The sequence below is a fragment of the Acidithiobacillus ferriphilus genome, from assembly GCF_028215975.1.
Taxonomy (GTDB): Bacteria; Pseudomonadota; Gammaproteobacteria; order Acidithiobacillales; family Acidithiobacillaceae; genus Acidithiobacillus; species Acidithiobacillus ferriphilus.
The window spans coordinates 205,746-231,222 of the sequence record NZ_CP116458.1; the positions used below are offsets into that span (position 1 = coordinate 205,746).

A 25,477-nucleotide genomic window follows, 5' to 3' on the forward strand; every position below is an offset into this window, starting at 1 on the left:
CGGCGGTCTGAACCCACTCTCTGGATGGAAAACGGCATGGCGCAATACGTTTTTACGATGAATCATCTCAGCAAGATCGTGCCGCCCAAGCGCGTTCTGCTCAAGGACATCTCCTTGTCCTTTTTCCCCGGTGCCAAAATCGGCGTGCTCGGCATGAATGGTGCCGGCAAGTCCACCCTGATAAAGATCATGGCGGGTGTCGACAAGGAGTTCGAAGGCGAGGCGCAGCCCATGCCTGGTCTCAAAATCGGTTATCTGTCGCAGGAACCGCAGGTCGATCCGAACAAGACGGTGCGCCAGGTAGTGGAGGAGGGTCTCGGTGACATCCTCGGCGCGCAACGGGAACTGGAAGCGGTCTATGCCGCCTACGCCGAGCCTGATGCGGATTTTGACGTTCTCGCCGCCGAGCAGGCGCGCCTGGAGGCCATTGTTGCCGCCAGTGATGGCCATCAGGCCGAGCAACAGATGGAGGTGGCTGCCGACGCCTTGCGTCTCGCCCCCTGGGATGCTCTGGTCGGCCCCTTGTCCGGTGGTGAAAAGCGCCGTATTGCGCTCTGCCGCCTGCTCATCAGCCGTCCCGACATGCTCCTCCTCGACGAGCCTACCAACCATCTGGACGCCGAATCCGTAGACTGGTTGGAGCAGTATTTGCAGCGCTTCTCCGGTACCGTGGTTGCCGTTACCCATGACCGCTACTTTCTTGACAATGCCGCCGAGTGGATTTTGGAACTGGACCGCGGCCGCGGCTTCCCTTACAAAGGCAATTACTCCGCCTGGCTGGAGCAGAAGGAAAAGCGCCTGGAACAGGAGGCCCGCGCCGAGGTCTCGCGCCTCAAAGCCATGCAACACGAGTTGGAATGGGTGCGGCAGAACGCCAAAGGCGGGCAGAGCAAAAGTAAGGCCCGTATGGCCCGCTTTGAAGAACTGAGTTCCTACGAATACCAGACCCGCAATGAAACGCAGGAGATTTTCATCCCGGTGGCGGAACGTCTCGGCAACGAGGTGATTGAATTCCGTGATGTGACCAAGGGCTTCGGCGACAAACTGCTTTTTGAACATCTCAGCTTCAAAGTGCCGCCGGGCGCCATTGTCGGTGTTATTGGCCCCAATGGTGCCGGTAAGTCAACGTTTTTCCGAATGATTGTGGGCCAGGAAAGCCCGGATAGCGGCGCCGTCGTCCTCGGCTCTACCGTCAAGTTGGCCTATGTGGATCAGTCCCGCGATGCGCTCGCCGCCAAAAACAATGTCTGGGAAGAAATCTCCGGTGGGCTGGACATCCTCACCGTCGGCAAATTTGAGATCCAATCCCGCGCCTATTGCGGCCGCTTCAACTTCAAGGGCGCCGACCAGCAAAAACTGGTGGGACAGCTCTCGGGCGGTGAGCGTGGCCGCCTGCATCTGGCTAAAACCCTTATCGCCGGCGGCAACGTCCTGCTCCTCGATGAGCCCTCCAACGACCTCGATGTGGAAACCCTGCGCGCGCTGGAAGACGCCCTGCTGGAATTCGCGGGCAGCGTCATGGTCATCTCCCATGACCGCTGGTTCCTCGACCGCATCGCCACCCACATCATCGCTTTTGAAGGTGATGCCCATGTGGAGTTTTTTGCGGGCAACTACCATGAATATGAGGCAGACAAAAAACGCCGCCTGGGTGAGGAGGGCGCTCGGCCCCATCGTCTGCGTTACAAGCCCATCGTGCGCTAAGGCTTTTTATCTCGTCGTTGCCGGGTCCCGAAAATGCGGCCCGGTGCCTTGACTTTCGTGCAGCATCTCCTTATCTTCTCAGCCCTTAAGAATTATCCGCAGGAAGTGTCTCATGAAGCGTACTTTTCAGCCCAGCGTTGTCCATCGCAAGCGGACCCACGGTTTCCGTGCCCGCATGGCCACCAAATCCGGTCGCCTTGTGCTCAAGCGGCGCCGTGCCAAGGGCCGTCAGCGTCTCTGCCCGTAAGCCGATGAATCCGGCGCTGGCGCATCCTCATCGTTTTACCCGCGAGGATCGTCTCCGCCAGAAGGCGGCCATCCAGCGCACCCTCAAGCAGGGACGCAAAAAGGTCTTCCCAGAATTGGTGATCTACGCCTTGCGTAACGAACTGCGACACCCCCGTCTGGGTTTGGCAGTAAGCCGCAAGGTGGGTAATGCCGTGGTCCGCAACCGTATCAAGCGACGCTTGCGCGAAGCGTTCCGGCAGCAGCCGGTGCGCACGCAAGGGCGTGACGTGCTGGTGGTGGCACGGGCGGGTGCCCGGCAACTCAGCATGCGGGCCATGGGTGTCTACTTCCAGCAGATGCTGGAGAAGGTATGAGTGTGCGGCATGTGGCCGTCGTTGTCGTGCGCGGCTATCAGTATGTCATCAGCCCCATACTTGGACACCACTGCCGTTTTTACCCGACCTGCTCCGAATACACTTGTCAGGCCATTGAACGCTATGGCATCGCCAAAGGTTCCTGGTTAGGCATCAAACGCATCAGCCGTTGCCATCCCTGGCACTCCGGTGGTGTCGATCCCGTTCCTTAAACGCCTTGGGGCCTCATGGATAATCAGAAGACCATCCTCGCTGTCGCGCTTGCCGTAGTCGTCTTCCTGCTGTTTCAGGCCTGGCAGGCGCAGAATGCGCCGAAACCGGTTACGCCGACTGCCGTCCGCCAAAGCGTCACGACCCCGAGCACATCAACATCCGCTGTGGCTACCTCAGCAGCGACAGTGGCTGCGCCGATGGTCGCGCCGGTCAGTACGGGCCTCCAGTTGGCGACAGGACCCACGGTGTCTTTCCAGACGCAGGTGTTCACTGGCCAGATCGACCTGAATGGCGGCGATATTCAACAGCTTGGCCTGCTCCGTTATCCGCAGGCGGTGGGGAATCCCGCACCCTATCCCATCCTCGACAAGGCGGCGGCTAAGCTCACTGTGCAGCAGAGCGGCTTCGTCAACAGCGATGGACAGACCCTGGTTGCCCAGTTCGCCGTTCCTGCCGTTCGGCGGGCCGACGGCCAGCCTATCACCCTCATCGGCAAAGCCGGCCCCCTGAGCGTCAAAAAAACATGGACATTTCAGCCCGACAGCTACGTGGTGGAAGAGCACATCACCATCACCAATAGCGGGTCCACGGCGTGGAATGGCAGCTATTTTGACCAGATCCTCCGCAATGACCGCGCTGAAAGTCACATGTTCATGTCTATTTTCACCGGCGCGGTGCTCATGCACCAGGGCAACTTCAGCGAAGTGAGTTTCGGTGATATCCATGATCATCCGGAGTTGAAGTCCGGCCCCGGCTGGGCGGGGATGATGGACCACTACTTCCTCACGGCCATTGTGCCTGCCCAGGATGCGCAATCCCAGATTTATGCGCGTCCGTCAGGTACCAATTATGTCGCCGGGGTGAACACCCCGCTACCGACTCTGGCACCGGGCCAGAGCACCACCATCACCCAGCAGCTTTTCCTCGGGCCGAAGCAGCAGCAAACCCTGGTCGCCATGGGTAACGGCCTGGAGCAGACCGTGGACTACGGTTGGTTCGCCATCATCGCCGAGCCCATGCATGTGGTGCTGACCTGGTTCCATGGGCTGGTCGGCAACTGGGGTCTGGCGATCATCCTGCTGGTCATAGTGGTCAAGTTCATCTTCTTCTACCCTTCGGCCATCAGTTACCGCTCCATGGCCAATATGCGCAAGTTGCAGCCCAAGCTGGAGAAACTAAAGAAGGAGGTCGGGGATGACCGCCAGAAGTTAGGCGCGGCCATGATGGAGCTGTACCGCAGCGAGAAGGTCAACCCTATGGCGGGCTGTCTACCCATTGTACTGCAGATGCCTTTTTTCATTGCCCTGTACTGGGTGTTGGTGGAGAGCGTTTCGCTGCGGCAGGCGCCCTTTATCCTCTGGATTCATGATCTGGCCATACCCGATCCTTACTACATCCTGCCCCTGCTCATGGGCGTGTCCATGCTCTTCCAGCAGCGCCTCAATCCAGCGCCGGTGGACCCCATGCAGAAGCGCATCATGTCGGCACTGCCGGTGATCTTCGCGGTATTCTTCTCCTTTTTCCCGGCAGGTCTGGTACTGTACTGGCTGACCAACAACGTGGTTTCCATCGGCCAGCAATACCTGATCACCCGCCATATCATGGCGGCCAAGGACTAGGGGGGAGCCTCCCGTGTTGAGTTAGAGCCTTGGCCTATCAGCAGGGAGACACGATTGTGGCGATTGCCACGCCGCCGGGGGAAGGCGGCGTCGGTATTTTGCGCCTCTCTGGATTGCAGGCCCTGGCCATCGCGACGGTGCTCTGCGGCGGAGCAAAGGTAAAAGCACTGATGCCCCGGCATGCCCATTTTCGCCGCTTTCACGCCCGCGACAGCAGCGTGATTGATCATGGCATCGCCCTCTATTTCCCCGCCCCCCACAGCTACACCGGTGAAACGGTCGTGGAGTTGCAGGGCCATGGCAGCCCGCTGGCCCTCGCCAGCCTGCTCACCGAGGCCATCGCTCTGGGCGCGCGGCCGGCGCGTGCCGGCGAGTTCAGTGAACGGGCCTTTCTCAACGGTCGTCTTGATCTTGCCCAGGCTGAAGCGGTTGCCGACCTCATCCACGCCCGCAGCGACGCCCAGGCACGCGCCGCGGCGGCGAGTCTGGAGGGTGCCTTCTCGCAGGCGGTCGATGGCATCCATGGCCAGCTCCTGCAACTTCTCGCCCTCGCCGAGGCCGGCCTGGATTTCAGTGAGGAAGACCTTGGCGACGCCCACGAACTGGCTATTGCCGATGGCCTGATGCGGCTGGAAGGCCAGATCGCGCATCTGCTCAAGCAAGCACAGCAAGGCGCCCGACTCGCCCGCGGCGGTCGCGTAGTGCTCGCCGGACGACCCAACGTCGGCAAATCCAGCCTGATGAACGCCCTCGCCCGCCGCGCATCGGCCATCGTCACCGCCATCCCCGGCACCACCCGCGACTTGCTCCGCGAAGAAATCATCCTCGACGGTCTGCCGGTGGAGCTTATCGATACCGCCGGGTTGCGCGCGGCCACGGATGCCGTGGAGGCGGAAGGTATCGCCCGTGCCCGCAATATATTGCACAGTGCGCAATTGATCCTGTTGGTGGTCGACGCGAGCACGGGATGGCAGGCGGAGGATGAGGCTATCCTGCGTGACCTGCCGGAAGGACCGCGCCTGATCCTCTGGAACAAGCTGGATCTGGTTTCCGCCCCGCCCCTCGCCCCCGTCGGTGAGCAGGGCATCGCCCTCTCTGCCCAAACTGGCGTCGGCCTCGATATTTTGCGCCGTAGCTTGATGGAGGCCCTCGGTATGCAGGGCGACAGTTGTCCCTTCAGCGCCCGTCGTCGCCATGTCGAGGCGCTGGAGCATTGCCTGCAGGACATTCACGCCGCGCGCGATATGCATCGCCTGGGGGGCTCCCCTGAACTGGTCGCGCAGTCTCTGCGTGAAGCCGCTGTGGCGTTGGCCAGTATCACCGGTCATATTGATGTGGAAGACATTCTCGGCGATATTTTTTCGCGCTTTTGTATCGGGAAGTGAGGCGGAATAGCGAAAATATCCGGCATGACCGGGAAGCGCCAGTCAGAGCAAATAAGATCTTTGTATAAATCAGAAAAAACTTAACTTGTTTGAAAATGGGCGCTATTCTACGGAATGGGCTCCGTATTCTCGACAGGAAATAAAATACTGGCAGGCTTTAGCCTGGCCGTGTTAGCGCTTGTCCTGGTGGGAACGCTGGCCTTCCGCGCCGCGACTGGCTATGTCCGGGCCTCTTATTGGGTGGAGCATACCCAGACGGTACTACAGAGCCTTGACCGCTGCTGGGCGCTGATCAATGAGGCAGAAACTGCGCAGCGCGGCTATCTCCTTACCGGCAATTCGTTCTATCTCCAGGAACGTCAGGCGGCAATCCAGCGCTTTCAGGCGATACTGGATGATTTGCCGAACGAGGTGACGGACAACCCACTCGAGGAGCATCGGGCGGTGGCGCTGCGGCAGCAGTCACAGAGACGTTTGCAGCTTCTTGATAATGTTCTTGACGTTTACGAAAAACAGGGCCTTCCGGCGGCCCAGGCGATGCTTCGTGCGGGCGCAGGGATCGCCGAAATGGCGGCGGTGCATGATCTGGTCGAGAAGATGCATGCGACCGAAAGCGGTCTGCTCAGGAAGCGCACCGGAGCGGCCCAAGAGGCGGGCGAGACAACGTTATGGGCTATCGGAATCACGATCGTCCTGCTGATCGCATTGCTTACCGGGCTCTTTTGGCAAATTAGAAAGGAGGGACGTGAACGCCGCGCGGCGCAGGAAGAGCTGGAAGAATCCCTGTGCATTGAAAGCAGTCAAGGACAAATTCTTGCCCTCTTTAGTGGTTCCGATTTTGGGTTGACGGAGATCCTTCAACAAGTTCTGAGCATTCTGGCGGAGAATCATCCCTTCCCGGTCTCTGCATTTTATCGCTATGACGAATGGCAAGGCCACTTTGTTCTGGCTGCACACCGGGGCACCGATAGACAACTGGCAAGCGGTTTCCAGCGTGGAGAGGGTGTCCTGGGCGAAGCGGCCATGTCGGACCATCTGCAACGCTTGAGGCAACCCGATGACAACCCCGGGTTTCTGGTGGACGCCGGGATCTGCCAGTTTCGAGCTGCAGAGATCGCCATGGTGCCGATCCGTTATCAGGAGCAGCAATTCGGGGTGCTGGTGGTGGCTTCGCTAGAAGCTCTGGGCGAGAGAAAAATCGCCTTCCTGGATAAGCTTTCCCTAGAGATAGGCGCGGCCCTCAACCACATCGCTCAGAAAGAAAACCAGCAAATCATGGCTGTTGAATTGCGTAAACAAAGCGAAGCATTGCTGGAAAGGAATCAGTTGTTGCGCCTGGCGGACCAGGCCAAGTCCGATTTTCTGGCCAACATGTCTCATGAGTTGCGTACCCCTCTCAATGCCGTTATTGGTTTTTCCGAGTTGTTGAAGGACGGCATCATGGGTGATCTCAGTCCCGAACAAAAAGATGCCACCAGGGATATTTTTGAAAGCGGCCAACATCTTCTTTCTCTCATCAACGATATCCTGGACCTCTCTAAAGTGGAGGCAGGTATGATGAAGCTGGAGTTGGAAGCGGCGAACCTTTACGATTTGTTTCAGGGTTCTTTGGGTATTGTCCGGGAAAAGGCAGTCGCCCACCAGATTCGTCTTAACCTCGAAATGGAACCAGACTTCCCCCCCGTTTACCTGGATGCGCGCAAGACCAAGCAGATTTTGTACAATCTACTGTCCAACGCCGTGAAATTTACTCCCGATGGAGGTCAGGTAACGCTCTGCGGGCGTAGCAGAAGCGATTTGTCCGGCCCTGAATATGCCGCCTATCCCGACTGGTTGGAAATCAGCGTAACCGATACGGGCATCGGTATCGCGGAAAAAGATCAGGAACGGCTTTTTAAGCCCTTTGTCCAGGCTGACAGCGGTTTGGATCGCCGCTATGAAGGTACCGGTCTCGGGCTTTCCCTCGTCAAACGTCTGGCAGAACTGCACGGTGGGCGGGTGAGCATGGAAAGTACGCTTGGGGAGGGTTCCACTTTTCATGTCTGGCTTCCTTGGCGAGAGGAGGTCGTTCTTGCGGAGGCGGATTCCGCAAAGGCGGTTTCCGCCCCTGAAACAAATCACTCCGCTTTGGTGATAGAGCATGACGACGCCACAGCGACCCTCCTGGAAGGTTACCTGAGGGATGACGGATTTCGCGTGCGTCGGGCTCGCGACCCTGTTAGCGCTTTGGATATGGCATGTGAAGAACGTCCAGATCTCATCATTCTGGAGATGAATCCGCCAGGCAGGGACGGCTGGGATTTTTTAGCGGCCCAGCACCGGGATGAGCGTCTGGCTACCATCCCGTTGGTAATTACCAGTACGGATTCAGAGCAGGGTTCAGGCTTTTTCCTCGGGAGCGTTCAAATACTGCATAAACCCATTGAAATTGAACGGCTGGAAAAAATCCTGCAAAAACTCGGTTTTGTGGTGACGAGGCAGAATCGTCCCGTGATCCTGGTGGTCGATGACGATGCGCGGGCGGTGGCGGTCATTAATCGCCAGTTGAGCAATGGCGGTTACGAGGTCATCAGTGCTTATGGCGGGCGGGATGCCGTGACCATGGCAGAACATCTTCATCCCGATCTGATTTTGCTGGATTTGATGATGCCGGAATTCAGCGGTTTTGACGTAGTGGACGCGCTACAGCAAAAACCAAGCATGGCGGCCATCCCGGTTTTGGTTTTGACGGCCAAAATAATTACGCCAGAGGATCGCCGTCGCCTGAATGGACATATCCTGAAAATCATGGAGAAGGCGGGTTTCAGGCGCGATCAATTCCTCGGAGAGGTGCGCCGCGCACTGAACACCGCCCATTCTCACCCAGGGGAAGATATTGCCTAAGCGAATTTTGATCGTTGAAGACAATATGATTAACTACAGGCTTGCAGGTATTGTCTTGCGCAAGGCCGGTTATGAGATTCTGCATGCGGGCGACGCAGAACAAGGTATTGTCATCGCTCGTGCCGAGTATCCCGACCTCGTTCTCATGGACATTCATCTGCCGGGCATGGATGGACTTACAGCGATCCGCATCCTGAAGGAAGATCCCGCGACGCGGAGGATCCCTATCGTAGCCCTGACGGCCTTGGCCATGAAGGGGGATGAGGAAAGCATTTTTGCCGCTGGCTGCGATGCCTATCTGAGTAAGCCGATAGGCCATCAGACGCTTATAGAGGTTGTGGGCCGTTTTCTGTAGCCGCAGAGGGGAAGCCGATGCCTGAACAGCGTTCCATGATTCTGATAGTGGATGATGAAGGGAGTAGCCGTCGTCTGCTCACGGCCTTATTGCAGAATGATGGTTATGAGACGCTGGCGGCATCCAGTGCTCAGGAGGCGTTGGCGCGGCTTCAGGATCGCCGACCGGATTTGATACTCACCGACGGTATGATGCCTCAGATCAGCGGCTTTGAACTGGCGGCACGGCTCAAGGCGGACTCCCGCTATGCCAATTTGCCCATCATCATCGTCACGGCCCTCGACGACCGCGAAACGCGTTTGCATGCCTTGGAGGCCGGGGTGGATGATTTCCTCGGCAAGCCGATAGACCGGGCGGAGTTGCGCGTGCGGGTGCGTAATATTCTGCGGCTCAAGGAATACAGTGATCGTATCCGACGCAATAATGAGACTTTGGAAATCACCGTTCGGCAGCGCACGGCCCAGCTGCACGATAGCTATTTGCAGACGATCAATGTTCTTCTGCGCGCCGCCGAGAAAAAGGACGAAGAAACCGGCGCCCATATTCAGCGCATCGCCTATTACTGCAAGGAATTGGCACAACAACTGGGCATGGGGACGGATTTTGCCGATCTCATTTTTGTGGCGAGCCCTATGCACGATGTAGGAAAGATCGGGATTCCCGATCCTATTCTGCTGAAACCCGGTCCTCTGGATGCCGCTGAATGGGTCATTATGCGTACGCACACCACACTCGGCGCCAATATTATTGGCCAACACAATGTCTCCCCAGAATTACAGATGGGATGGGAAATCGCTCTGGGCCATCACGAACGATGGGACGGAAGTGGCTATCCTTTCGGCAGAAAAGGCGACGAGATCCCGTTACCGGCGAGGATGATGGTATTGGCGGACATTTATGATGCCTTACGAAGTCGGCGTCCTTATAAGGAACCGCTGGATCATGAAAGAGCGGTGGACATCATCTTAAAAGGAGATGGACGAGTTAAGCCGGAGCATTTCGATCCTGATATTTTGGCGGCGTTTCCGCGCGCGGCCCCCACTTTTGCGGAGTGTTACGCCGCATTAACCGATTGTGACATGCCTAATGTGTAACTCTGAGTGTGGTCAAAGCATACCGTGTGCAAAACCGATGGCCACCATGATCAGCATGATCACGATGTAGATACGCAAACCCCAGAAGGCTATCTGAATACCTCCCCGAATCGGGGCGCGGGTCAGCAGTTTGGGTTCCTGATGGATCTCTTCTTCCAGAAACGCCAGAAATTCCGGGGTCGCCTCGGCACGAAAGTCTTCTTTGGGATGCATGCAAAGCTCCTCAGGGGGATGGGAAGACGACGGTATAACCATAAACGGCATTGGCCAGAATTAGGAAACCAACGACGGTGAAAGCTGAATAATTCTGCCAGCGCCGATTCACATAGCTCCCCATGATCTCGCGATCATTCAGCAGCATGAGCAGAAATAGCATCGCCGCCGGCATGAATATGGATGCAATCACCTGCACGGTGAGGTTCAAAAACCCCAGGGGGATGTGGGGAATCAGGACCACCATAGCCGCCATGCCGGCGCTCAAAATGCCGGACAGATAAAAGGGCAAGGCCCGTTGTGGCTTGAGGTTCAGGCTTCGGGGGAGCTTGAGCGCTTCGCCCACCGCCCAGGAAGTGCTCGCCGTAATGGCGATGGCGGCAATCAGCCCGGACTCGACGAGGCCCAGAGCGAACAGCGCGGTTCCGACACTGCCCAGACTGCTCTGTCGTAACAGGTGGAGGATCGCGTGGATGTTAAACTGGGCGGCATTGGTGTGCCCATACGCCAGGGTACCCGTCAAGATGACGATGGCGATGGCGATAATCCCCATGGAAAGGCTTCCGAAGGCGGTATCGGCTTGACCGCTGGGGATGTCATTGACCGTCAGTCCCTTATCAACAACCGAGGACTGTTGGAAAAAAAGCATCCACGGAGCGATCGTCGTTCCGAGATTGGCGAGTATGACATAGGTAAAGGCGCCGACCGCCGTCCCCACCGGAATGTGCCAGTTGCCCACCGCCGCAATAACCTGGCCCCAGTCGGGGTGCGCGGCGATAGCCAGGGGCACAAAAACGATATTGCCTGCGGCGATCCACAACGCCACCCGCTCCCAGGTATGGTAATGCAAAAAAATCATGGTCGCGGCGACAAATATCCAGGCCAGCATGACCGAAAGGGCCGGCGGCACGGAGAACACGCTCATGCCCACACGGATACCGATAAACTCCGTCACCAGCGTCAGAATGTTCGCCACCGTCAGATCCAGCAGAGAAAACACTCCCCAAAAAGCGCCATAACGTCCCCAGATCATCTCGGCGTGACCGCGATGCGTCACCGCGCCAAGACGCACGGTCATCTCCTGCACCACATAGGCCACCGGGATCATGAGCAATAGGAAGGGGATAAAAAAACCGATGCCGTACATCGCCCCCGTCTGGGCATAGGTGATGACGCCGCCGGCATCGTTGTCTGCGATCATCACCAGGATGCCTGGCCCGATCAGACTCAGAAACAGCAGTAGTCGCCGCCACCAGGAGGGATGATGGCGGAGTTGATAAATCCGCCAGCGATCCTGGATGCGCTCCCGCACCTCCTCGGGTAATCGCTGCAACACATCCGCTTCGCTGGGTCTGGCGTGCAGTTCGGGTGTGGTCGACATCAGCTCCCTCCTGAATAACATGTAAAAACAGCCACAACCAGGCCGCCCCGCATCCGGTGCCCTGAGTCGTCCCTAATGCCACGACGTGACTGTCCAGTCGGTTGCCGTTGGTACAAAATAAGCGGCACTTTTGTATGCTGGCATGGTCGGTCAGGTCAAGCGAAATATCACCCTTAAAAAGGATAAAATCCATGAGCGAATCTTTGCACACGCACGCCCCGCACGAAGAGGCTATTCATGAGGCCGCAGAACCAGCCACCCACAAGCCCACGCTGGGCCAGTGGGTGGCTATTTTTACAGCGCTGCTTGCTACGCTTGGCGCCGTTGTCAGTTATCAGGGGACGCATCTGATGAACGAGGTGCTGCTGGCCAAGAATGAAGCCGTGTTGGAGAAAGCTAAGGCAACGGACCAGTGGAATTACTACCAAGCTATTAGCACCAAAGAACATCTGATGCAACTGGCTGTGGATCTGACACCGGCGAAACAGGCAGCGCCTTACCAGAAGAAAATCCTCAAGTATAAGGCCCAAAAAAAGAGTGTTCAGGCCGAAGCCCAACATCTGGAGCAACTTTCCAGCGCGGCCAACGGTCGCTCGGAACGATTGAACAGGCCGCATAACGACATGGCCATTGCGATGATTTTTTTACAAATCGCCATTTCACTGGCTTCCATCACGGCGCTGACCGGAAGGATTTGGCTTTTTGGAATGGCTATTCTCAGTGCTCTGAGCGGCGTCGGGCTTTGGGTTATGGCCTTGAGCCTGGCATGACATGGTCGTCCTTAAAACAGCAGCCGGTGGCGCTTCAGGGACTCGAACCCCGGACACGCTGGGTATCCCCCAACAAATAAAGGCGCTTACGATAGCCAGTCAAAAGGCGATCGGCAGGTCTTGGTGAACCGCTAGGACTACGCCTGCGCGGAGAGAGGATTGACGACCGCGCGTTGCTGGACTATACGTATATCCCTAAGCCATATACTATGGAGTCGCCCAACATGGAAAAGGCCACTATTTTTCTAAGTAACCGCAGCCAGGCGGTGCGTTTACCCAAAGCCATCGCTTTTCCCGCCGATGTGAAGCGCGTGGAAGTGCTCGTCATGGGCCGGGCGAGGATGCTGATTCCCGCAGGAGAATCCTGGGACAGCTGGTTCGATGGCGAAGGGGTCAGCGCGGATTTTATGGAACATCGGGAGCAACCTGCCGATCAGGTCCGGGAGTCCCTGTGATCAACTACCTGCTGGATACCAACATCTGCATTTTCACCATCAAATGCAAACCGCCAGAGATTCGGGAGCAATTTCGTCGATACCATGGGCAGATGGCCATCAGCGCGGTCACCTTGATGGAGTTGATCTATGGTGCGGAGAAGTCACAAGCACCAGAGCGCAATCTGGCGGAGATCGAAGGATTCGCGGCGAGATTGGAGCTTCTCGAATACGGGAGTGAGGCCGCGAAGCATACCGGGCAGATCCGCGCCGAACTGGCCAAGGTTGGTAAGCCCATCGGGCCATATGACCAGATGATCGCGGGCCACGCCAGAAGCCGCGGTTTGATCGTCGTGACCAACAACCTGCGGAAATTCGAGCGGGTTCCCGGATTGCGCGTCGTGGATTGGGTGCAATGATTTTGGTGACGGGATCGTCAAGAGAGGCTGGGCCATTGTTCTATGGGATACATGATGCTTTCTGGGCGGGTCTGCAGACAGATTACGATCTCAACCAGGGCTTCGCGCCGCAGCAGCAGGACGGTGGCTTCCTTTCGCAGTTCATGAGTTCTGGCTTTGGCCGGGCGAGAGATGAGTGCTGCACTGGTTCCTGACGACGCTGGCTAACCTGATCCATGCGGCCAGCCCCATCCTCAGGTCCTATGGACTGCCGGCGGTGTTTGCGTTGCTGTTCATCGAGAGTGCGGGGGTGGTCTTTGCGCCCGGTGAGGCCGTGATTGTCGCTGCCGGGTTCCTCGCGGCCAGGGGTCTGTTTCCGGTCTGGATCGTGCTTCCGCTGGCCATGCTGGCCGCCACTCTTGGCGGATACGCAGCCTATGGCCTGGGTGCTCGTTATGGGCACCAGGCATTGCTGCGTTATGGCCGCTATGTAGGTATCATGCCGCCTATGGTGGATAAAACGCACCATTTCTTTCACCGCTTCGGTGCCCCGGTTGTTCTGGTCGGGCGCTTCATCGTGCCGCTACGCCAACTGCAAGGGTACCTGGCCGGTGCGACGGAGATGGGCTTCCGGCCATTTGCGATCTGGAGCGCGATGGGTGCCATTCTTTGGGTGATGGCATGGGGTGTAGGAGCTTTTTTGCTGGCAGGAAATATTCCTTCATGAATTGCCTTATAAGGAAATGGAGGGCGCTTTGTCACAATAGCCGACAAAATCAGAACGAAGCCACCCTAGCGTGCGAGCGGTTTAGTCCTTCGCTGCCTTATGAGGTCCCTCTTATGCGAACTACGATCAACCTGGATGATGATCTCCTGGCCCAAGCCAACGTGCTTTGATTGAACGGGAAAGTGCTCGTCGCCTCGCTCGCTTGGGTGGAACAGAACCGCAATTACAGAACATTCCTCGCAGACGAGAGCCTGCCGCCTGAGTCTGGTCGACACCTCCGTCTGGATCAACCATTTCCGTTCTGGGGACACACACCTCTCTACCCTGCTCGATGCCACCTCCCAGAGGAAACCCTGTTTTTCATTGAGCGTCATGGCCTGATGGGACGCGGTATAGGCTATGTTGACGCGAGTATCCTGGCCTCTACCGTGCTCGTGTAGACCAATTTATGGTCCTGCGACAAACGTCTCATGGCTCTGGCTACCGAACTTGGCTGTGCTTACTCGCTCCCGGTGTCAGTTGTTTTGCCTCTCTGAAGTGGAGTAAGGCGTAGTGGGGGGTGGTCTTTAACTTATTGATTTATTTGGTGGCGCTTCAGGGACTCGAACCCCGGACACGCGGATTATGATTCCGCTGCTCTAACCAGCTGAGCTAAAGCGCCGTGAGGCGCAAATTAAAGCCCTAACCGGTGCGCCTGTCAAGGGTGGGTGGCGCTGCGGCAATCCGTGCCCATTCATCGTCAGCGCAGCAGCCGACGGCTGAGCAGGTGCCATGCAAATCCATAGGCCACCAGGGTGTACAACAGCAAAACGCCAGCATGGTACAGCACCCCGTGGGGTGGATGCCCGGTCAGCAGTGGTCGCAGCAGCGCCACCGCATGGGTCAGGGGTAGCACTTGTGCAAGTTGCTGGGCAAAGGGCGGCAGCGAATGGAGGGGATAGAAAACGCCACAAAAGAGAAACATGGGCGTCACCGCCAGGGTGAAATAATACATGAAGAAATCATAACTGCGCGCCAGTGCCGTCATGACCAGCGCCAGCCCGCCAAAGCTCAGTCCCGCCAGCAGAATGACCGGCAACGCCAGTAACACCCAGGGGCCTTGTATGGCGCCAAAAAAGCTGGCGACGATGACGATGGCCACGGCGCTGATCAAGCCTTTCACGGCGCACCAAAGCACTTCGCCAGCGAGAATGTCGCTGACCCGCAAGGGCGTGGCCAGCATGGCCGCGTAAGTGCGTTGAGCGTTCATCCGGGTAAAAGCGGAGTAAAGCCCTTCGAAGCTGGCCGTATTCATCACGCTGCTGGCGACAATGCCGGAGGCGATAAAGGTAATGTAGGGCATCCCGTCCATACGCCCGACGAAGTGCCCCAGACCATACCCCAGCGCCAGCAGGTAAAGCAGCGGGTCGCCAAAGTTGCCGAGCAGGCTTGGCGCCAGCAGTTTGCGCCAGACACCGAAGTTGCGCTGCAAGACGGCCAGTGCCCCGGCTCCCGGCAAGGCGTCGCGTATCGGCATCATTCGGTTTCCTCTCGCAGATCGCGTCCCGTCAGGTGCAGAAATACATCCTCCAGGCTGGCGGGACGCTGCAACCAGCGATAGGCCGGATCCTCCACGAAGTGCGCCAGTAGCGGGCTCAGATCCGTCCCATAGCAGATCAGGGTATCGCCTACGCGCTCACTGAGGCTCACCCACTGGCGATGCAGATCCTGCGGGTCCGGCAGCGCACCGTCCACCCGGCGCAACTCGACGACGCCCGCCGGGATATGGGTGGTGATCAGGCCGCGCGGACTGTCTTCCGCCAGAATCCGGCCATGGTCGATGATTCCGACCCGGTCTGCCAGACGCTCCGCTTCGTCCATATAGTGTGTGGTCAGCAGCAGGGTGGTGCCCTGCCGCCGTAGCTCGCGCAGACGCTGCCAGATGAGATGACGGGCCTGGGGGTCGAGGCCGGTGGTGGGTTCGTCCAGCAGCAGCAATTTGGGGGCGTTGATCAGGGCGCGGGCGATGGTCAGGCGGCGTTGCATTCCGCCGGACAGCGAGTGGATCGGTTGCGCGGCATAGCCGCTGAGGGCCATAAACTCCAGCAATTCGGTGCTGCGCTGGCGGATCAGCGCTTTCGGCAGGCCGAAGTAGCGACCGTAGGTCCAGAGGTTTTCCTGCACGGTAAAATCGGGATCCAGGTTATCCGTTTGCGGCACCACCCCCATGTCTGCCCGCGCCGCACGCCCCATTTCTGCGAGCACCCGACCACCGAGGCGAATTTCTCCGCCATCGGTGGGTGTCAGCCCCTGGATCGCCCGCACCGTGGTGCTCTTGCCCGCCCCATTGGGACCGACCAAGGCAAAACACTCTCCGGCGGCAACGGCGAAGTTTACCCCGCGCAGCACCTCGCGTCCGCCATAACGCTTATGCAGCGCCCGTAGTTCAAGAAAGGCCGGATTCACGACAGGGGTCACCGACTCCTATCTCGGTTACTTCGTTGTTGAGGGATTGTAACAGCGCCGCTTGCATGGCGTTGAACTGACCATGAAAGAAGTGGTCTGCGGGAAGTAAAATCTTCCGGGGCTGAACGGGCAGGGTATCGACCCAGTTTGCTACTCTGGCGGCGGGGACCAGTTCGTCCAGTTCGCCCTGAATCAGGGTCCACGAACAGGCCGGTGTCGGTAATGAACCGAAATCAAAGAGATTAACGGGCGGGGCAACGGTCAGAAGATGGCTGATACGGGGATGACTGTGTACGCTGCGATAGGCCACATAGGCTCCGAAGGAGAATCCGGCCAGCCAGATATCAAAGCCGGGGCGGCGCTCTTGCACCCAGTCGAGCACCGCCAGACAATCTTCGGTTTCGCCGCGACCATCATCATAGACGCCGGTACTCTCTCCCACTCCGCGAAAATTGAAACGCAGCGAGGGGATGCCCAGTTGATTGCAGGTTTTACTCAGACAATGCACAACCTTGTTGTTCAAGGTGCCGCCATAAAGCGGATGCGGATGAAGGATGATCGCCACCACGCCGCGCGTCTCTTTATCCGGGCACGCAGTGATACCCTCCAGCACACCCGCCGGGCCCGGAATGACGACGTGTTGGTCTACACATTCCAGGCCAGCGAGTTCGCCATCGTAGAGGTGCCTGCGATCAATGGGCAGCATCAGAGTCGCAGCCTTTCGACAGGTACGCCGTCGCGCAGGTGGGAGTCGACGATTTCGCGCACATCGTCGGCGTCTACATAAGTGTACCAGACGGCATCGGGGTAAACGACGGCAACCGGCCCCTCGCTACACCGCCCCAGACAGCCGCAACGGTTCACGCGGACCTGGTTTCCGCCATGGATACCGAGGGCTTTGGCGTGCTTCTTGGCCATGTGAAACATCTCTTCGGCGAGGCCGCTGTTATTGCAGGCTTGCTCGCCGTTGTCGCGCTGATTTAGGCAAAGAAACATATGACGTTGATAAAAAGCACCTTCCATAAGCGTTGACCCCCTCTTCATTCAAGGACATTATAGCAAAATTAGCCTTTACGGACAGCGTGTGGAGATGCCATGTTCAGCGATCAAGTCATCGCCAATATCGATAACGCCTTGCGTACCCTGACCGGACAGCAGATCGGCAGTGATCGACCGTATCCGGCCAGGGACGTTCCCGACGCACTCCTGCGTCCCTGGGAGCGACAGCGGGCCGGGCGCATGATGCGGGTCAATCATGCGGGTGAGATCATGGCACAGGCGCTTTATACGGGTCAGGCGACGGGTACGAATGACCTTGCCCTGCGTGAGCAGTTACAGCAGGCCCGCATGGAGGAGGAAGATCACCTGCGCTGGTGTGAAACGCGTCTGCGGGAACTCAACAGTCGTCCAAGCCTGCTCGCCCCGCTCTGGTACAGCGCGGGCTGGAGCATGGGCTTTCTGGCTGCCCGTCGCGGGCGCGCCAGCAATCTCGGCTTGGTCGTCGCGGTGGAAAATCAGGTGGAAGAGCATCTCAACAGCCATTTGGATGAACTCCCCGCCGATGATGAGCGCAGCCGCGCCATTGTGGCGCAGATGCGGGACGACGAAGTTGGACATGCCGAAAAAGCGGAGGCGCTGGGTGCCGGAAAACTCCCCATGCCGGTACGTATGGCCATGGGGATTTTTTCCAAGGTCCTGACGCGGGGGGCGCTCTGGATTTGACGGTTTAGGAGAGGTCTTTGCTGGGTGCCCGGATTGGGCGCATGTTCAACTCCGTACCCGGCAGGTAAATGCGGTAGTGTCCGGCACGTACGGCCTCGGCCATGCTGCCAATGGTTTGCTTGCTGAGCAGACCGACCACCTCGGCCTTGAGTGGTTTCCATTGCGTGTGCACGGGGCAGGCCGTTTCATCGGCGCAAGCCTTGAGGCCGAGCACGCAGCCTTGACCAAAAGGCTGTCCTTCGACAATTTCCACCACTTCCAGGATATTCAGTTGTTCTGCGCCGGAACGCATAACAAAACCGCCGCCGCGCCCCTTGAAGGAGTCCAGCACCCCGCGTTTGGCGAGATCTTGCAGAATTTTCGCCAGATATTGGGCGGGAACGTGCAGATAATCGGAGATGTCCCGGCTCAGTACCGATTCTCCGGGCGGTTGGGCGGCCAGATAAATCAGTGCCTGCAAGGCATATTCGCTGGTTTTACTTAGTAGCATAACGGCATCCTCAGCCTTCTTCTCGAACTTCATAGTCATGGGTGATCACCGCGGTTTTGCCCAGCATGATGCTGGCCGAGCAATATTTTTCCGCAGACAGGCCGATGGCGTGGGCTACCCGCTTGGGGTCGAGCGCCTTGCCGGATATCACAAAATGCAGATGGATATCGGTGAACACTTTAGGGTCTTGATCCGCGCGCCGGGCACTTATTTCCACGACACAGTCGCGGATATCTTGCCGGGATTTCTGGAGAATCATGACCACATCAATACTGGAGCAGCCGCCCAGACCCATCAACAGGAGTTCCATGGGGCGCGGCCCGAGATTGCGCCCGCCAATCTCAACGGAGCCGTCCATGACCAGGGCGTGACCACTATCGGCTTCAGCGACAAAGCTCATCTGCTCAGGACCCATCCACTGTACGCGTGCCTTCACGAACCACTCCCTATTCCCGGAAATCACAGATTCCCATTTAATGACAATCAACTAACCGTGTAAACCGCGTTTAATCAAAAAAACAGACGTTCCAGTGCCTCTCCTGGCTGTGCGGCGCGCATAAACGCTTCGCCGACGAGAAAAGCACCTACCCCCGCTGCGCGCAACGTCGCTACATCTTCACGGCAGTGAATGCCGCTTTCGGTGACCACTATCCGTCCTTCGGGGATCTCCGGCAGCAGTTGCAGCGTGGTTTCAATCGTGGTGACAAAGCGCCGCAGGTCCCGATTGTTGATGCCGATCAGCGGCGTGCGCAACTTCAATGCCCGCTGTAACTCGGCCACATCATGCACCTCCACCAGTACCGCCAGATCGAGGCTCTGCGCGGTGGCTTCCAGTCCCTGTAGCTCGGCATCGCTCAGGGCCGCGACGATGAGCAGGATGGCATCGGCCCCGATGGCGCGTGCCTCCCAGACCTGATAGGGATCAATACAGAAATCCTTGCGCAATACCGGCAGTGTGCAGGCCTCGCGGGCGGCGGTCAGATAGAGGTCGGCACCCTGGAAATAGTGCGTATCGGTCAGGACCGACAGGCAGGCCGCCCCATGGGTCGCGTAATCCTGGGCAATGGTCACCGGGTTGAAGTCCTCCCGGATAACCCCCGCCGACGGCGACGCCTTTTTGATCTCGGCGATCACGGCGGCTTGTCCTTGGGTTATTTTGGCCTGAATGGCGCCGATGAAGTCGCGGGGCGGCGCCGTCAGGGCCACTGCCGATTGCAGCTCCGTGAGGCCCAGGCGGGCTTGGCGCCCAGCCAACTCTTCGCGTTTGCGGGCAATAATTTCTTTAAGTATGTCGGCCATCGTCTATCCCTGTGGAGTTTTACCCAGTAAGGCCTGCCACTTGTCCCAGGCGGCGCCGGATTCCAGCACGTCCCGTGCCAAAACCACACCAACGGCCATATCGGGAACTACGTCTGCTGCATACAGGGCAGCTCCAGCGTTCAGCAGAATCACGTCGCGACGTGGTCCGGGCTGATTCCGTAGCACTTCCTCGGCCGCCGCCAGCGCCGCCGCCACGCTGTCGATCTGTAAAGCGGCCAACGGTGCCCGCGATATGCCAAAATCCTCCGGCTGAATCTGTTTGCGGCTGATCACGCCGTCTTTTAACTCGGCGATATCCGTGGGTTCCGAAAGGCTGATTTCATCCAGGCCATCGTGACCATGGACGACCAGCACATGGCGCGATCCCAGCTCACGCGAGGCTTCCGCCAGAGGGATCAGCCAGCGCTCGGCATAAACGCCGAGCACCTGATGCGGTGCCCCCGCCGGATTGCTCAGTGGTCCCATGAGGTTGAACAGGGTGCGGATGGCGAGTTCCTTGCGCGGGCCGACGGCGTAACGCATGGCACCATGGTGCGCCGGCGCGAAAAGGAAGCCGATACCGATGCGCTCAATGCTTTTGGCGACGTCTTCAGGGCTTATGTCCATGGGCAGACCGGCCGCTTCCAGCACATCGGCGCTGCCGCTGCGGCTGAGCATGGAACGGTTGCCGTGCTTGGCCACCCGTGCCCCGCCGGCCGCCGCCACCACGGCAGACACCGTCGATATGTTGAAGGTGCTCAGGGCATCGCCGCCAGTGCCACAGGTGTCCAGCAAGTGATCGGTGGAGACCTGTACGCGCGTCATGCAGGCGCGCAGGGCCTGGGTGGCACCGACCAGTTCCTCGACTCGCTGCCCCTTCATGCGCAGGCCCATGAGCAGGGCGCCGATTTGTGCGGGCGTCCAGTCCCCGGCCATGATGCCGGCGAAGACCGTTTCCGCCTCTGTGCGCGACAAGTCCTGCCCCGCCACGATTTGCTCCAGTATGTCCCGGACGATCATCGCGCGCCTCCTTGCAGAAAGTGTTGCAGCAAGACCTTGCCATGCTCGCTGAGAATGGATTCGGGGTGAAACTGTACACCCTCCACATCCAGGTTGCGGTGGCGCAAACCCATGATTTCTCCTTCTGCGGTCCAGGCCGTCACCTCCAGCGCCGCGGGCAGTGAGTCGCGCTCGACGATCAGGGAGTGATAGCGGGTGGCGGCGAAGGGGTCCGGCAAATCCCGGAATATCCCCTGGCCCTGGTGAAAAATGGGCGAGGTTTTGCCGTGCATCACCTGCGCCGCGCGGACGACCTTGCCGCCGAAGGCCTGGCCGATGGCCTGATGCCCGAGGCAGACCCCCAGCAGAGGGATTCTTCCGGCGAAATGATGGATGACGTCCAGAGAGATGCCCGCCTCGTTGGGCGTGCAGGGTCCGGGGGAGATGCAGATGCGGCTGGGAGCCAGTTTTTCGATAGTCGCCACGTCGATGGCATCATTGCGCTCGACCCGCACCTCCGCCCCCAGTTCGCCGAAGTATTGCACCAGGTTGTAGGTGAAGCTGTCGTAGTTATCAATCATGAGCAACATGATCTGCCCTCCCTTCGGGGTCGAGGCCGTTTTCGGCCAGTGCTACGGCGCGGAACATGGCGCGGCGTTTGTTCATGGTTTCTTCCCACTCCGCCGCGGGCTCCGAGTCGGCGACGATGCCGCCGCCCGCCTGGATATGCAGCATGCCATCCTTGATGACGGCGGTGCGAATGGCGATGCAGGTGTCCATGTTGCCATTCCAGCCCCAGTAGCCCACCGCTCCGGCATAGACGCCGCGCGCTACCGGCTCCAGCTCGCGGATGATTTCCATGGCGCGAATCTTGGGCGCACCGGAAACTGTCCCGGCCGGGAAGGTCGCTCGCAAAGCATCCATGGCGTCCAGTTCCGGGCGCAATCGTCCCGTGACCTGCGATACAATGTGCATGACATGGGAGTAGCGCTCAATACCGAACGAATCGGTCAACTGCACCGAGCCGGTATCGGCGATACGTCCCACATCGTTGCGCGCCAGGTCGATGAGCATGAGGTGTTCGGCGCGCTCCTTGGGGTCGGCGAGGAGTTCCTGCTCCAGCGCCTCATCTTCGGCGCGGGTCTTGCCGCGCGGACGGGTGCCGGCGATGGGGCGCACCGTGACCTGATCATCTTCGACGCGCACCAGTATCTCCGGCGACGAGCCCACCAGATGGGTATCACCCAGGTCCACATAAAACATGTAGGGGGAAGGGTTGACGCCACGCAGGGCGCGATAGAGATCCAGCGGGTGCGCGGTCAGCGGCGTGGACAGGCGTTGGGAGGGCACCACCTGCATGACGTCCCCGGTGCCGATATAGGCCTTGATGGCGCGCACCGCCGCCATATAACCCTCGCGGCTGAAGCTGGCGCTGAAATCCTCTTCGCGGACGTGTCGGGTGCGCACCGGCGGCGGGGGCGGCAACGCCGACTCGCGCAGCCGCTGCTGGAGTTGCTGCAGGCGGGCGGTGCCGCGCTCCCAGGCATCAGGCTGGGCGGGGTCGACATGCACCAGCAAACGGAGGGTGCCGCGCAGGTTGTCGAAGATCAGCAGTTCGTCGGCCACCAGCAACTGTATCTCCGGCAGCTCCAGCGGGTCGGGTAAGGACGCGCTGCGGGCGAGGCGGGGTTCGATGCTGCGGACGATGTCGTAGCCGAAATAGCCGACCAAGCCACCGCTGAAGCGCTCATCGGCATTTCCCAGTGGTGCTACATGGAAGCGCTTGCGGAAGGCGCTGATCCATTCCAGGGGGTCCGCCGGGGTCGCCCGCTCGGTCTCGACGCCGTCCACATGAACAGTGACAACGCCCCGGGTGACTCGCAATATCTGCCGTGCGGGAAGACCGATGATGGAATAACGGCCCCATTTCTCGCCGCCCTGCACAGATTCCAGCAGGTAGGCATAGGGACCATCGACCAGTTTGAGATAGGCCGATAAAGGGGTGTCGAGGTCAGCGATGACCTCACGGGAAAGGGGTATGCGGTTGTAGCCCTGGCGTGCCAAAGCCTCAAAGGTTGCTTTTGGAATCACGGATCACCTCGTTAGAGCGATAGAAAGTGAAGTCACTGCCTTTCAGCAGCAACGCCATCGCCTCTCCCAACCCAGTGTTTTCCGCATGGTACCTCTGATTCCTCGCAAAGCTACGCCAGAATATCCAATAATTCGCTCATGTTGTCCAGTACCGCGTCGGGTTCCAGGCAATGGACTGGCTCGTCGCCGTTATAACCGTAGGTCACGCAGGCAATGGGCATGCCCGCCGCCCGCGCCGCTTGCGTGTCGTTACGCGAATCGCCGACCAGCAGGCAGTCTTCCACCGGTTGATGAAAGTGTTCAGCCGTATGGGTCAGGGGCAATGGATCGGGTTTCTTGCGCGGCAGGCTGTCGCCGGACAAGACCAGTCCGAAGAAATCGTACAGGTCCAGTTGCTGGAGCAGCGGCAGGGTGAAGGCCGCGGTCTTGTTGGTGATACATACCAGCTCCCGGCCCTGGGCCTGCAGGGCCTCCAGCGTGCCGCGCACCCCCGGATAGATCACGCTATGGTCCAGCAAATGCTCCCCGTAGTACTTGCTGAAATCGACCATGGCCGCATCCAGTTCCACTTCGCTGGGATCGCCGTGGATCGCCAGCGCGCGACGCATCAGTTCACGGACGCCGTTACCGATGAAGCCACGAATGACCGGCATTTCGGCAGGCGCACGCCCGAGTTTTTGCAGCACATGGTTGGCCGCACCGGCCAGGTCGGGTGCGGTATCTATCAGCGTGCCGTCCAGATCGAGCAGAACGACGCGCGCTGTAAATGACCGGGCGTTCAGCTTCACCATCGTTCAGCCCGCCAGTGCTTTGCGGAAAGCGGCTATGGTCGCGACGTAGTCGGGCGTGTTGTAGATGGCGCTGCCCGCCACGAAGACGTCGGCGCCGGCGTCGGCGACCCGCCGCACGTTATCCACCTTGACACCACCGTCCACCTCCAGCTCGATGGCCTTGCCCGTGGCCTCGATGCGTTTGCGGATCGCCTCGATCTTGCGCAGGGTGTACTCAATGAAGCTCTGCCCACCGAAACCGGGGTTGACGCTCATCACCAGTACCAGGTCAAGATTCTCCAGCACATAGTCCAGCACGTTGAGCGGTGTGGCCGGATTGAGGGAGACACCAGCCTTACAGCCCAGGCTGTGGATCAACTGAATGGTCCGGTCCAGATGCGGCGTCGCCTCTGGATGCACCGTAATGATGTCAGCGCCGGCTTTGGCGAAGTCGGGAATGATGCTGTCCACCGGCGAGATCATGAGATGCACGTCCAAGGGTTTTTGGGTGTGCGGCTTGATGGCTGCCGCCACCAATGGTCCGATGGTCAGATTGGGGACGAAATGGTTGTCCATGACGTCTATATGGATGTAGTCGGCACCCGCCTCGTCAACGGCGCGCACTTCCTCACCCAGTCGGGCGAAATCCGCCGAAAGGATGGAGGGAGAAATCTTGAACTGGGTCATTTTGCCTCCAAAACAGGGCGAGAGCGCCATGCGCTCTCGCCAGCCAACAGATCAATAGCGTGTTTTAAACGCCGGTAACGCGGGGTTCGAGTTCGCCCTTGCTGTAGCGCTTGAACATGGTATCCAGCGGGATGACCTTGATCTTGCTGGCCTGCCCGGCACAGCCGAAGGCCTCGAAGCGCTGGCGGCAGATGTCGCGCATGGCATCGATGGAGGCCGTCAGGAACTTGCGGGGGTCGAAGTTCTTGGGGTTTTTGTACAGGCTCTGGCGCACCGCGCCCGTTGCCGCCAAGCGCAGGTCGGTATCAATGTTGACCTTGCGCACGCCGTACTTGATGCCTTCCTGGATTTCTTCTACCGGTACACCATAGGTTTCACCGATATCGCCGCCGAACTCGTGGATGATTTTCAGCCAGTCCTGGGGCACCGAACTGGAGCCGTGCATGACCAGGTGGGTATCTGGAATGCGGGCGTGGATTTCCTTGACGCGGTCGATGCGCAGCACCTTGCCGGTCGGCGGCCGGGTGAACTTGTAGGCACCATGGCTGGTGCCGATGGCGATGGCCAGGGCATCGACCTTGGTGGCCTTGACGAAGAGAGCGGCTTCTTCCGGGTCGGTCAGCATCTGATCATGGGTCAGGCAGCCTTCGGCACCGACACCGTCTTCTTCACCCGCGAGGCCGGTTTCCAGGGAGCCGAGGCAGCCCAGTTCGCCTTCGACGGTGACGCCGACGGCATGGGCCATCTCCACAACTCTGGCGGTAACGGTGGCGTTGTAGTCATAGCTGGCGGGGGTTTTGGCATCTTCCAGCAAGGAGCCGTCCATCATCACGCTGGAGAAGCCGGAGCGAATGGCCTGGATACAGACCGCCGGGCTGGCGCCGTGATCCTGGTGAAGGACGACGGGGATGTCCGGATATTCTTCGATGGCGGCGAGAATCAGGTGGCGGAGGAAAGGTTCACCAGCATATTTACGGGCACCGGCAGAAGCTTGAAGGATAACCGGTGCGTCAACGGCGGCAGCGGCCTCCATGATCGCGCGCACCTGTTCCAGGTTGTTGACGTTGAAAGCAGGAATTCCGTAGCTGTGCTCGGCGGCGTGGTCCAATAACTGGCGCAAGGAAACTAGGGCCATAATGCTTCTCCTAAACGTGAATGAAAATTGGTTGGTATCGGGTAATCGTATAGAGGGACCC

General features: G+C 59.0%; 29 protein-coding genes and 1 tRNA gene. 14 read left to right on the plus strand and 16 right to left on the minus strand.

Annotation, left to right across the window (positions count from 1 at the left end; translation table 11 throughout):
• The first annotated feature begins 36 nt into the window (after positions 1-36).
• From ettA to PJU76_RS01010, 9 genes are all read left to right on the plus strand, one after another.
• Positions 37-1,704, plus strand: coding sequence for an energy-dependent translational throttle protein EttA (ettA, locus tag PJU76_RS00970; RefSeq protein ID WP_271780096.1), 1,668 nt, complete (start codon positions 37-39; stop codon positions 1,702-1,704).
• A 112-nt stretch (positions 1,705-1,816) separates the two neighbouring features.
• Positions 1,817-1,951, plus strand: a complete 135-nt coding sequence (gene rpmH / locus PJU76_RS00975) for a 50S ribosomal protein L34 (RefSeq protein ID WP_009560916.1) — start codon at positions 1,817-1,819, stop codon at positions 1,949-1,951.
• Positions 1,920-2,306, plus strand: a complete 387-nt coding sequence (gene rnpA, locus PJU76_RS00980; RefSeq protein ID WP_271780097.1) for a ribonuclease P protein component — start codon at positions 1,920-1,922, stop codon at positions 2,304-2,306. Before rpmH ends, rnpA begins: the two co-directional genes overlap by 32 nt.
• Complete coding sequence (gene yidD / locus PJU76_RS00985) at positions 2,303-2,518, plus strand: membrane protein insertion efficiency factor YidD (protein ID WP_064220094.1); 216 nt, start codon at positions 2,303-2,305, stop codon at positions 2,516-2,518. The genes rnpA and yidD overlap by 4 nt, the downstream gene beginning before the upstream one ends.
• Before the next feature lie 15 nt (positions 2,519-2,533).
• On the plus strand, positions 2,534-4,138 hold the full coding sequence (gene yidC / locus PJU76_RS00990) for a membrane protein insertase YidC (protein WP_271780098.1): 1,605 nt from the start codon (positions 2,534-2,536) through the stop codon (positions 4,136-4,138).
• A gap of 56 nt (positions 4,139-4,194) precedes the next feature.
• A complete protein-coding gene (gene mnmE / locus PJU76_RS00995) occupies positions 4,195-5,523 on the plus strand; it encodes a tRNA uridine-5-carboxymethylaminomethyl(34) synthesis GTPase MnmE (protein ID WP_271780099.1) in 1,329 nt (442 codons plus the stop codon).
• A gap of 168 nt (positions 5,524-5,691) precedes the next feature.
• Positions 5,692-8,406: a response regulator gene (locus PJU76_RS01000; protein WP_271780100.1), complete on the plus strand. Its 2,715-nt coding sequence runs from the start codon at positions 5,692-5,694 to the stop codon at positions 8,404-8,406.
• On the plus strand, positions 8,399-8,761 hold the full coding sequence (locus PJU76_RS01005; RefSeq protein WP_271780101.1) for a response regulator: 363 nt from the start codon (positions 8,399-8,401) through the stop codon (positions 8,759-8,761). The genes PJU76_RS01000 and PJU76_RS01005 overlap by 8 nt, the downstream gene beginning before the upstream one ends.
• Positions 8,762-8,778: 17 nt before the next feature.
• Positions 8,779-9,855: an HD-GYP domain-containing protein gene (locus PJU76_RS01010; protein ID WP_271780102.1), complete on the plus strand. Its 1,077-nt coding sequence runs from the start codon at positions 8,779-8,781 to the stop codon at positions 9,853-9,855.
• Between the two features lie 12 nt (positions 9,856-9,867).
• Here the strand turns inward: PJU76_RS01010 and PJU76_RS01015 are convergent, their stop codons facing one another.
• Positions 9,868-10,068, minus strand: a complete 201-nt coding sequence (locus PJU76_RS01015) for a hypothetical protein (RefSeq protein WP_215849469.1) — start codon at positions 10,066-10,068, stop codon at positions 9,868-9,870.
• 10 nt (positions 10,069-10,078) lie between these two features.
• Complete coding sequence (locus PJU76_RS01020; protein ID WP_271780103.1) at positions 10,079-11,449, minus strand: NRAMP family divalent metal transporter; 1,371 nt, start codon at positions 11,447-11,449, stop codon at positions 10,079-10,081.
• Positions 11,450-11,640: 191 nt separating this feature from the next.
• Here PJU76_RS01020 and PJU76_RS01025 point away from each other — a divergent pair, with 191 nt between their 5' ends.
• The 4 genes from PJU76_RS01025 to PJU76_RS01040 all read left to right on the plus strand — a co-directional run bounded on the left by PJU76_RS01025 (position 11,641) and on the right by PJU76_RS01040 (position 13,778).
• On the plus strand, positions 11,641-12,219 hold the full coding sequence (locus PJU76_RS01025) for a DUF4337 domain-containing protein (protein WP_271780104.1): 579 nt from the start codon (positions 11,641-11,643) through the stop codon (positions 12,217-12,219).
• 224 nt (positions 12,220-12,443) lie between these two features.
• Positions 12,444-12,674 (plus strand): type II toxin-antitoxin system VapB family antitoxin, encoded by a 231-nt coding sequence (gene vapB, locus PJU76_RS01030; RefSeq protein ID WP_271780105.1) that lies wholly within the window; start codon positions 12,444-12,446, stop codon positions 12,672-12,674.
• A complete protein-coding gene (gene vapC / locus PJU76_RS01035; RefSeq protein WP_271780106.1) occupies positions 12,671-13,072 on the plus strand; it encodes a type II toxin-antitoxin system tRNA(fMet)-specific endonuclease VapC in 402 nt (133 codons plus the stop codon). The genes vapB and vapC overlap by 4 nt, the downstream gene beginning before the upstream one ends.
• 175 nt (positions 13,073-13,247) lie before the next feature.
• On the plus strand, positions 13,248-13,778 hold the full coding sequence (locus tag PJU76_RS01040) for a DedA family protein (RefSeq protein WP_271780107.1): 531 nt from the start codon (positions 13,248-13,250) through the stop codon (positions 13,776-13,778).
• A gap of 584 nt (positions 13,779-14,362) precedes the next feature.
• On the opposite strand, the gene PJU76_RS01045 is transcribed toward PJU76_RS01040, so the two are convergent.
• The 5 genes from PJU76_RS01045 to PJU76_RS01065 all read right to left on the minus strand — a co-directional run bounded on the left by PJU76_RS01045 (position 14,363) and on the right by PJU76_RS01065 (position 17,219).
• A tRNA-Met gene (locus PJU76_RS01045) sits at positions 14,363-14,439 on the minus strand.
• Between the two features lie 78 nt (positions 14,440-14,517).
• Complete coding sequence (locus tag PJU76_RS01050) at positions 14,518-15,297, minus strand: ABC transporter permease (RefSeq protein ID WP_271780108.1); 780 nt, start codon at positions 15,295-15,297, stop codon at positions 14,518-14,520.
• The gene (locus PJU76_RS01055; RefSeq protein ID WP_271780109.1) at positions 15,294-16,235 is read right to left on the minus strand and encodes an ATP-binding cassette domain-containing protein; all 942 of its coding nucleotides are present in this window, start codon (positions 16,233-16,235) and stop codon (positions 15,294-15,296) included. The genes PJU76_RS01050 and PJU76_RS01055 overlap by 4 nt, the downstream gene beginning before the upstream one ends.
• Entirely contained in the window at positions 16,204-16,929 is a 726-nt protein-coding gene (locus PJU76_RS01060; RefSeq protein ID WP_271780110.1) for an alpha/beta hydrolase, read from the minus strand. Before PJU76_RS01060 ends, PJU76_RS01055 begins: the two co-directional genes overlap by 32 nt.
• Positions 16,929-17,219: a (2Fe-2S) ferredoxin domain-containing protein gene (locus PJU76_RS01065; RefSeq protein WP_271780111.1), complete on the minus strand. Its 291-nt coding sequence runs from the start codon at positions 17,217-17,219 to the stop codon at positions 16,929-16,931. Before PJU76_RS01065 ends, PJU76_RS01060 begins: the two co-directional genes overlap by 1 nt.
• Before the next feature lie 99 nt (positions 17,220-17,318).
• On the opposite strand from PJU76_RS01065, the gene coq7 reads away from it, so the two are divergent.
• A complete protein-coding gene (gene coq7 / locus PJU76_RS01070; protein ID WP_271780112.1) occupies positions 17,319-17,945 on the plus strand; it encodes a 2-polyprenyl-3-methyl-6-methoxy-1,4-benzoquinone monooxygenase in 627 nt (208 codons plus the stop codon).
• 4 nt (positions 17,946-17,949) lie between these two features.
• On the opposite strand, the gene PJU76_RS01075 is transcribed toward coq7, so the two are convergent.
• The 9 genes from PJU76_RS01075 to fba all read right to left on the minus strand — a co-directional run bounded on the left by PJU76_RS01075 (position 17,950) and on the right by fba (position 25,416).
• Positions 17,950-18,435 carry an RrF2 family transcriptional regulator gene (locus tag PJU76_RS01075; RefSeq protein ID WP_271781021.1) on the minus strand — a complete coding sequence of 162 codons (486 nt, stop codon included), beginning with the start codon at positions 18,433-18,435 and terminating at the stop codon, positions 17,950-17,952.
• A gap of 10 nt (positions 18,436-18,445) precedes the next feature.
• Positions 18,446-18,871, minus strand: a complete 426-nt coding sequence (locus PJU76_RS01080; RefSeq protein WP_271780113.1) for an OsmC family protein — start codon at positions 18,869-18,871, stop codon at positions 18,446-18,448.
• Positions 18,872-18,945: 74 nt separating this feature from the next.
• Entirely contained in the window at positions 18,946-19,734 is a 789-nt protein-coding gene (trpC, locus tag PJU76_RS01085) for an indole-3-glycerol phosphate synthase TrpC (protein ID WP_271780114.1), read from the minus strand.
• Positions 19,735-19,737: 3 nt separating this feature from the next.
• On the minus strand, positions 19,738-20,754 hold the full coding sequence (trpD, locus tag PJU76_RS01090; protein WP_271780115.1) for an anthranilate phosphoribosyltransferase: 1,017 nt from the start codon (positions 20,752-20,754) through the stop codon (positions 19,738-19,740).
• Positions 20,751-21,323, minus strand: coding sequence for an anthranilate synthase component II (locus PJU76_RS01095; protein ID WP_271780116.1), 573 nt, complete (start codon positions 21,321-21,323; stop codon positions 20,751-20,753). Before PJU76_RS01095 ends, trpD begins: the two co-directional genes overlap by 4 nt.
• A complete protein-coding gene (gene trpE / locus PJU76_RS01100; protein ID WP_271780117.1) occupies positions 21,307-22,824 on the minus strand; it encodes an anthranilate synthase component I in 1,518 nt (505 codons plus the stop codon). Before trpE ends, PJU76_RS01095 begins: the two co-directional genes overlap by 17 nt.
• Before the next feature lie 110 nt (positions 22,825-22,934).
• Positions 22,935-23,615, minus strand: coding sequence for a phosphoglycolate phosphatase (locus PJU76_RS01105; RefSeq protein WP_271780118.1), 681 nt, complete (start codon positions 23,613-23,615; stop codon positions 22,935-22,937).
• 3 nt (positions 23,616-23,618) lie between these two features.
• Positions 23,619-24,281 carry a ribulose-phosphate 3-epimerase gene (gene rpe, locus PJU76_RS01110; RefSeq protein WP_271780119.1) on the minus strand — a complete coding sequence of 221 codons (663 nt, stop codon included), beginning with the start codon at positions 24,279-24,281 and terminating at the stop codon, positions 23,619-23,621.
• A gap of 64 nt (positions 24,282-24,345) precedes the next feature.
• Entirely contained in the window at positions 24,346-25,416 is a 1,071-nt protein-coding gene (gene fba, locus PJU76_RS01115) for a class II fructose-bisphosphate aldolase (RefSeq protein ID WP_064220361.1), read from the minus strand.
• Positions 25,417-25,477: the final 61 nt, after the last annotated feature.

Bases quoted from the DNA above. Each gene is read 5' to 3' on its own strand.
- ettA (WP_271780096.1), top strand. From the start codon at position 37: ATGGCGCAATACGTTTTTACGATGAATCATCTCAGCAAGATCGTGCCG.
- rpmH (WP_009560916.1), top strand. From the start codon at position 1,817: ATGAAGCGTACTTTTCAGCCCAGCGTTGTCCATCGCAAGCGGACCCAC.
- yidD (WP_064220094.1), top strand. From the start codon at position 2,303: ATGAGTGTGCGGCATGTGGCCGTCGTTGTCGTGCGCGGCTATCAGTAT.
- yidC (WP_271780098.1), top strand. From the start codon at position 2,534: ATGGATAATCAGAAGACCATCCTCGCTGTCGCGCTTGCCGTAGTCGTC.
- PJU76_RS01010 (WP_271780102.1), top strand. From the start codon at position 8,779: ATGCCTGAACAGCGTTCCATGATTCTGATAGTGGATGATGAAGGGAGT.
- PJU76_RS01015 (WP_215849469.1), bottom strand. From the start codon at position 10,068: ATGCATCCCAAAGAAGACTTTCGTGCCGAGGCGACCCCGGAATTTCTG.
- PJU76_RS01020 (WP_271780103.1), bottom strand. From the start codon at position 11,449: ATGTCGACCACACCCGAACTGCACGCCAGACCCAGCGAAGCGGATGTG.
- PJU76_RS01025 (WP_271780104.1), top strand. From the start codon at position 11,641: ATGAGCGAATCTTTGCACACGCACGCCCCGCACGAAGAGGCTATTCAT.
- vapB (WP_271780105.1), top strand. From the start codon at position 12,444: ATGGAAAAGGCCACTATTTTTCTAAGTAACCGCAGCCAGGCGGTGCGT.
- PJU76_RS01050 (WP_271780108.1), bottom strand. From the start codon at position 15,297: ATGATGCCGATACGCGACGCCTTGCCGGGAGCCGGGGCACTGGCCGTC.
- PJU76_RS01060 (WP_271780110.1), bottom strand. From the start codon at position 16,929: ATGCTGCCCATTGATCGCAGGCACCTCTACGATGGCGAACTCGCTGGC.
- PJU76_RS01065 (WP_271780111.1), bottom strand. From the start codon at position 17,219: ATGTTTCTTTGCCTAAATCAGCGCGACAACGGCGAGCAAGCCTGCAAT.
- coq7 (WP_271780112.1), top strand. From the start codon at position 17,319: ATGTTCAGCGATCAAGTCATCGCCAATATCGATAACGCCTTGCGTACC.
- PJU76_RS01075 (WP_271781021.1), bottom strand. From the start codon at position 18,435: ATGCTACTAAGTAAAACCAGCGAATATGCCTTGCAGGCACTGATTTAT.
- trpC (WP_271780114.1), bottom strand. From the start codon at position 19,734: ATGGCCGACATACTTAAAGAAATTATTGCCCGCAAACGCGAAGAGTTG.
- trpD (WP_271780115.1), bottom strand. From the start codon at position 20,754: ATGATCGTCCGGGACATACTGGAGCAAATCGTGGCGGGGCAGGACTTG.
- PJU76_RS01095 (WP_271780116.1), bottom strand. From the start codon at position 21,323: ATGTTGCTCATGATTGATAACTACGACAGCTTCACCTACAACCTGGTG.
- PJU76_RS01105 (WP_271780118.1), bottom strand. From the start codon at position 23,615: ATGGTGAAGCTGAACGCCCGGTCATTTACAGCGCGCGTCGTTCTGCTC.
- rpe (WP_271780119.1), bottom strand. From the start codon at position 24,281: ATGACCCAGTTCAAGATTTCTCCCTCCATCCTTTCGGCGGATTTCGCC.
- fba (WP_064220361.1), bottom strand. From the start codon at position 25,416: ATGGCCCTAGTTTCCTTGCGCCAGTTATTGGACCACGCCGCCGAGCAC.